This is a genomic window from Catellatospora paridis (assembly GCF_009720365.1).
GTDB lineage: Bacteria > Actinomycetota > Actinomycetes > Mycobacteriales > Micromonosporaceae > Catellatospora > Catellatospora paridis.
Genome location: NZ_WBZD01000042.1, coordinates 170,993 through 177,205, shown reverse-complemented (window position 1 = coordinate 177,205; position 6,213 = coordinate 170,993). Strand labels below are relative to the sequence as shown.

The 6,213-nt window shown below is 72.3% G+C and carries 5 protein-coding genes; 3 read left to right on the top strand and 2 right to left on the bottom strand.

All coding sequences use genetic code 11. The features are described 5' to 3' along the window. From F9C41_RS37845 to F9C41_RS37835, 3 genes are all read left to right on the top strand, one after another. On the top strand, positions 1-546 hold a 546-nt coding region (locus F9C41_RS37845; RefSeq protein ID WP_155391654.1), incomplete at its 5' end, for a carbohydrate ABC transporter permease. A 132-nt stretch (positions 547-678) separates the two neighbouring features. Further along, complete coding sequence (locus F9C41_RS37840) at positions 679-1,674, top strand: LacI family DNA-binding transcriptional regulator (protein ID WP_230690311.1); 996 nt, start codon at positions 679-681, stop codon at positions 1,672-1,674. A 272-nt stretch (positions 1,675-1,946) separates the two neighbouring features. Continuing rightward, complete coding sequence (locus tag F9C41_RS37835; RefSeq protein WP_120319762.1) at positions 1,947-2,969, top strand: LacI family DNA-binding transcriptional regulator; 1,023 nt, start codon at positions 1,947-1,949, stop codon at positions 2,967-2,969. A 250-nt stretch (positions 2,970-3,219) separates the two neighbouring features. Here F9C41_RS37835 and F9C41_RS37830 read toward each other — a convergent pair whose 3' ends face one another. Both F9C41_RS37830 and F9C41_RS42095 read right to left on the bottom strand, forming a co-directional pair. Next, the gene (locus F9C41_RS37830) at positions 3,220-3,834 is read right to left on the bottom strand and encodes a dihydrofolate reductase family protein (protein ID WP_155391652.1); all 615 of its coding nucleotides are present in this window, start codon (positions 3,832-3,834) and stop codon (positions 3,220-3,222) included. Positions 3,835-3,927: 93 nt separating this feature from the next. After that, positions 3,928-6,057, bottom strand: a complete 2,130-nt coding sequence (locus tag F9C41_RS42095) for a bifunctional diguanylate cyclase/phosphohydrolase (RefSeq protein ID WP_155391651.1) — start codon at positions 6,055-6,057, stop codon at positions 3,928-3,930. Positions 6,058-6,213: the final 156 nt, after the last annotated feature.

The following is a 6,213-nucleotide window of genomic DNA, read 5'->3' as shown; positions in this document are numbered from 1 at the left end:
TTCGCCCGCTTCGCCTTCCGCGGCCGCGAACTCCTGTTCACCCTGTTCGCCATCGGCCTCATGTTCCCCTTCGCCGTGGCCATCCTCCCGCTGTTCATCCTCCTACGCAGCATGGAACTACTCGACAACCCCCTCGGCGTCATCCTCCCGCAAGCCGCATTCGGACTACCCACCACCATCATCATCCTGCGCCAGTTCTTCCGCACCATCCCCGCCGAAGTAGAAGAAGCCGCCACCCTCGACGGCTGCACCCCCTTCGGCTTCTTCTGGCGCGTCCTACTACCCATGGCCCGACCCGCCCTGGCCACCGTCTCCGTCCTGGCCATCGTCGCCAGCTGGAACAACTTCTTCCTACCCCTGGTCGTCTTCACCGACCAGACCTGGTGGACCCTGCCCGTAGGCGTCCAAGCCTTCCAAGGCCAATACGCCGACGACACCGCCCGCGTCCTCGCCTACGTCGTCCTGTCCATGATCCCCGCCCTCGGCTTCTACGCCATCGCCGAACGACAACTCATCGGCGGCCTCGCCGGCAGCGTCAAGGGCTGACCGCACCGGCGACCTTCCCGGGCCCGGACCTCCGGCGCGGCAACCCGATCGGGCTGCCGCGCCGGAGATCCACCCGCCGCACGCTCCAGCGAAGACGAAAGGGCGCACCCAGCCGTGGACGACAATCGGAAAGTGACCATCGCGGTCATCGCGCGCCTGGCCGGGGTGTCCGTGCCGACGGTCTCGCGCGTCATCAACGGCCGCTCCGACGTCTCCCCGCAGACCCGCGAACGCGTCGAGGAACTGCTCACCCGCCACGGCTACCGCCGCCGCCCGCCGAGCATGCGGGCCAGCTCCGGGCTGGTCGACCTCGTCTTCAACGACCTCGACAGCCCCTGGGCCGTCGAGATCATCCGCGGCGTCGAGGACGTCGCACACGCCGCGGGCATCGGCACCGTGGTGTCGGCGATCCACCGGCGCACCTCCGCGGCCAAGCAGTGGCTGGACAACATGCGCACCCGCTCGACCGAGGGCGTCATCTTCGTGACGTCCACGTTGGAGCCGCCGCTGCAGGCCGAACTGCGCCGCCTCAACATCCCCGTCGTCATCGTCGACGCCGCGGGCGTGCCGCCGCAGGAGGCGCCCACCATCGGCGCGACCAACTGGGCCGGCGCGCTGCGCGCCACCGAATACCTGATCGGCCTCGGCCACCGGCGCATCGGCTTCATCGCCGGGCCGCCGCAGCTGATGTGCAGCCGCGCCCGTATCGACGGCTACCGGGCCGCGCTGGAGGCCGCCGGCATCGCGATCGACGACAAGCTCGTCTATCCGGGAAACTTCTACCACGAGGCCGGCTTCTCCGGCGGCAGTCAGCTGCTGAAACTGCCCGACCCGCCGACCGCCATCTTCGCCTCCAGCGACCAGATGGCTCTCGGCGTGTACGAGGCGATCCGCCAGCGCGGGCTGCGCGTGGCCGACGACGTCAGCGTCGTCGGCTTCGACGACCTGCCCGAGGTGCGCTGGTCCTCCCCGCCGCTGACCACCGTGCGCCAGCCGCTGGCCGAGATGGGCCTGCTGGCCGCGCGCACCGTGCTGCGCCTGGCCCAGGGCGAGAAGATCGAGAGCCCGCGCGTGGAACTGGCCACCGAGCTGGTCGTACGCGACAGCGCCGCGCCCCCGCGCGGCTGACCGACGTCGTGTGGTGCGGCGTGCCGCCCGGAGCCGCCGCACCACACGTCCCGCCGTTTCGCGAGGCCCTCGACGTCCGCCCTCCGGCGGGCGCGCGGCTGCGGACGGCCCGTTCCCGGCAGCCGTTCGGTGACAAAATCTTGACCCGTAACAAGTATCGGTAGTCGTATGAAACTTTCATGACTACGCTGTGCCCAGGCTGCCGGAACCCTGACCGGCGGCCGTCTGCGGCGGTACACCGCTGCTGTCGCGCCGGTCCCGAGGAGCTGTCTGTGGCTGAGAACGATACGCGCAAGGTCACCATCGCCGCGATCGCCGATCTGGCCGGGGTTTCGGTGCCCACGGTCTCGCGCGTGCTCAACGGCCGCTCCGATGTGGCCTCGCAGACCCGCGAGCGCGTCGAGGAACTGCTCACCCGGCACGGCTACCGGCGCCGCCCGTCGGCCGCGCGCACCAGCTCCGGCCTGCTGGACCTGGTCTTCCCCGATCTCGACAGCCCCTGGGCCGTCGAGATCATCCGCGGGGTCGAGGACGTCGCGCACGCCGCCGGCATCGGCACCGTCGTGTCGGCCATCCACCGCCGCAACGCCTCGGCCAAGCAGTGGCTGGACAGCCTGCGCACCCGGGCCACCGAGGGCGTCATCTTCGTGACCTCGATGGTGGAGCCGCCGCTGCAGGCCGAGCTGCGCCGGCTCAACATCCCCGTCGTGCTCGTCGACGCCGATGGCATCCCCCAGCAGGACGCGCCCACCATCGGCGCGACCAACTGGGCCGGCGGCCTGGCCGCCACCGAGTACCTGATCCGGCTGGGCCACCGGCGCATCGGTTTCATCACCGGCCTGCCCCAGCTGATGTGCAGCCGGGCGCGCATGGACGGCTACCGCGCCGCGATGGAGTCGGCCGGGCTGCCGATCGACGACGACCTCATCTGCCAGGGCGACTTCTACCACGAGTCCGGCTTCTCCGGCGGCACCCGGCTGCTGCGGCTGCCCGACCCCCCGACGGCGATCTTCGCCTCCTGCGACCAGATGGCGCTCGGCGTGTACGAGGCGGTCCGCCAGCAGGGCCTGCGGGTCGGCGACGACGTCAGCGTGGTCGGCTTCGACGACCTGCCCGAAGTGCGCTGGTCGTCCCCGCCGATGACCACCGTCCGCCAGCCGCTCGCCGAGATGGGCATGGTCGCCGCCCGCACCGTGCTGCGGCTGGCCCGGGGCGAGCACGTGGAGAGCCCGCGCGTGGAGCTGGCCACCGAACTCGTTGTCCGGGACAGCGCGGCGCCGCCCCGCGTTCGATAGGCATACACCGATAGTTTCCGGAAGTTATTGACTCCTTCTCGGCTCGGCATCCAGGATGGTGATCGCCCCCATCGACGTATGCCCAGCTTTCGACATGACGGGTGGGCCGCCGAACGCCCGGACGGCGGCCCACCCGGCCCGTTCCGCTGAGCCGGATCCCCGGCCACCAGTGGGGTGGGGCCGGGAACGGGGGCGCGTGACCGAGCCCAGGTCACGCGCTCCCCGCCGCCCGGCGTGGCGGCGGCCCCGATCAGGCCGCCGCCGCGGCCGGTCGCACCACCTCATAGGACACGTGCGTGACCAGGTCCGTGTGCCGCACGCCGACCTGGACCAGGTCCGTGCGGTCGACGCCCTCGAACAGCCGCTCGCCGCGGCCCAGCAGGACCGGTGCGACATGCAGCCGCAGCTCGTCGATCAGCCCGGCGGCCAGGAACTGGTTCACCGTCGCCGCCCCGCCCGCGATCGCCACGTTCTGCTCGCCCGCGGCGGCGCGGGCGCGGTCGAGGGCCTCGGCGACACCACCGGTCACGAAGTGGAACACGGTGCCGCCCTTCATCTCCACCGACTCGCGCTCGTGGTGGGTGAGCACGAACACCGGCGCGTGGTACGGCGGTTCGTCGCCCCACCAGCCCGTCCAGTCCAGGTCCCAGCCGCCGCGGCCGGGGCTGAACATGTTGCGGCCCATGATGAACGCGCCCGCCTCGATCAGGGCCGCCAGCTCGTCGGCGTTGTTATCGGGCTCGTCGAACATCCAGCGGTGCAGGCTCTCCCCGACACCGTCGCCGAACGGCGCGTCGGCGCGCTGGTTCGGGCCTGCCGTGAAGCCGTCCACCGACATCGCCATGTCGCAGGTGACCTTGCTCATCGTGCTGCTCCTGTCAGGTCGCGGGGCGGGCGCCCCGGCTGACCATAGGTCGGAGCCGGGCGGCGTTTCTCTACACGCGGGTGCGGAGAATTCTCAGCGGGGCACGGTGCGCTGCTCGTCGCGGGCGGCGCGGACGGGCGTGGGCGGCGGTGCGGCGGGATGTTCGGGCAAGCGCGCCGGGTCGTCGAGCGCGCCGTCGTCGAGCAGGGCGACGAACGCGTCCAGGACCGTGGGCTCGAAGCGGGTGCCCCGCCCCCGGACCAGCTCGTCCCGGCAGGGCCGACGCGACACTCCCGGCAGTTGCGGGTCGGCCGCGCACAGTTCGGCCCAGGCGTCGCACACGGCGATGATCCGCGCCTCGACCGGGATGTCCGTCCCGGCCAGGCCGTACGGGTAACCCGTGCCGTCGTGGCGCTCGTGGTGGGCGGCGACCAGCGGCGCCAGGTCCGGTCGGGCCGCCAGTTCGACGAGCAGGCGGGCGCCCTGCGCGGGATGGTCGGGGTCGTAGGCCCGGACCTTGCCGCCCGGCTGGTCCGGCTGCCGCGTGGCCAGGCCGGTGATCCGGCCGATGTCGTGCACGCGGGCGGCGGCCGCGGTGCGGCGCTGGGCCTCCTCGTCCAGCCCCAGCCGCGACGCCGTACGAAACGCCCAGCGGGACACGGCCGCGGCGCACTCCCGGTCGCCCAGCGCCCGGTCGATCCGGTCGGCCATCCAGACCAGCGCCGGGGGCAGGTCGGTGACCGGGTCCGCCGCGGTCGGCGCGGGCTGCCCGGACCCGACGACGCGGTCGCGGCCGAGCGCCTTGGCGCGGTAGACCGCCTGGTCCGCCTCGTTGATGAGCGCGTCGGTGTCGACTCGGCCACGCTCGCCGACCTCGTCGGTGGCCACCCCCAGCGAGGCGGTGAGCAGGACGGGGTCGACCATCCCGGCGACGGTCACCGGTGTGCCGCGCAGCGTCTGCCGCAGCCGCTCGGCCAGCTCGTACGCGGCCGGGGCGGGGGTGCCGGGCAGCAGGCAGACGAACTCCTCGCCGCCGTACCGGCACAGCAGGTCGCTGCCGCGCACCTCCCGGCGCAACCGCTGGGCGACGTCGGTGAGCACGGCGTCGCCGACCGAGTGGCCGTAGGTGTCGTTGATGTCCTTGAAGTGGTCCAGGTCGAGGAGGACCAGGCTGAGCGGCAGGCGGTGGCGAACCGCGCGTTCGGCCTCGACGTCGACCATCTCCTTGAAGAAGCGGCGGTTGTACAGGCCGGTGAGCTGATCGGTGATCGCGGCGGTGCGCAGCCCTTGGGTGAGCCGGGCTCGGTCGCGGGTGGCGACGACCTGCCGCACCAGCAGACCCAGCAGCAACAGCATGGTGACCGCGAGCGTGACCAGGCTGAGCCGGCCGACCAGGACGAGGTCCGCCACGGCGAGCCCGCCGACCGCCAGCACGGCCACCACGGCCGGCAGGAACGCCAGGTCGGGGTCGAGGGCGCGCGGCTGGTCGGACTCCGCCCGGCGGGCGGCGACGACAGCCGCGACGCACAGCAGCACAGCCTCGATCTGCCAGCCGAGGTTCACCCAGCTGGAGCTCTGGTACCGGTCGATGGCGGTCAGGTACGCGTACGCCCCGTCGGTCACGGCGGACAGGCCGAACGCCGTGCCCACGATGATCATCGAGCGGGGCACGTGGCGCGATCCGCTCAGCAGGACCGCCACCAGGATGCTGACGATGCTCACCGAGAACACCGGGTAGAGGAAGGTGACCAGGGCGGGGGCGTTCCAGGCGCTGGGCACGAGCGGGCTGATGAGGGTCTGCCAGCCGATCGCCGCGGCGCCGGCGGCCACGAGCAGGGCGTCGAGCAGCCCCTGGGTCCGGCCGAGCACGCCCAGGCCCAGGCCGATCACAATGGCCGGCAGCGCCACGGCGTAGGACAGCAGGTAAGCCGCGTCGGCGAACGACGGCACGGGCGCGCCGTCGGGGGAGGTGTAGGAGAAGACGGCCCAGGTGGACTCGCCGATGAGCCACAGCGAGTTCGACACGATCAGCAGCCGCCAGGCCGTGCCGACGCGCTGGCGGGTGTGGCGGGCGGCGTACACGGCCAGCGCCGTCGCGACGATGATCGGGACCAGGTAGACGACCTCGCCGACGAAGCGGGACGCCTCGGGCGAGTTCCGGGTGGTCTGCAGCAGGATCGCGTACAGCGTCACCCAGGCCGCGCCGACCAGGGCGACGCCCACCACGGCCCGGTCGGGTCCGGCTGATGTCGTCCGGGTCTCGCGTGCACCATCGTCCGCCGCCGTGACGTGCCTCCCGGTGGTGAAAGAGATTTACTCTCTGTCACAAGTCTGGCACAGCGACCTGGTGGCGGGGCCGGTCGGCGACCTTCCCGCGAC

Coding starts and splice junctions, on each gene's coding strand:
- F9C41_RS37830 (WP_155391652.1), bottom strand. CDS start 3,834: ATGAGCAAGGTCACCTGCGACATGGCGATGTCGGTGGACGGCTTCACG.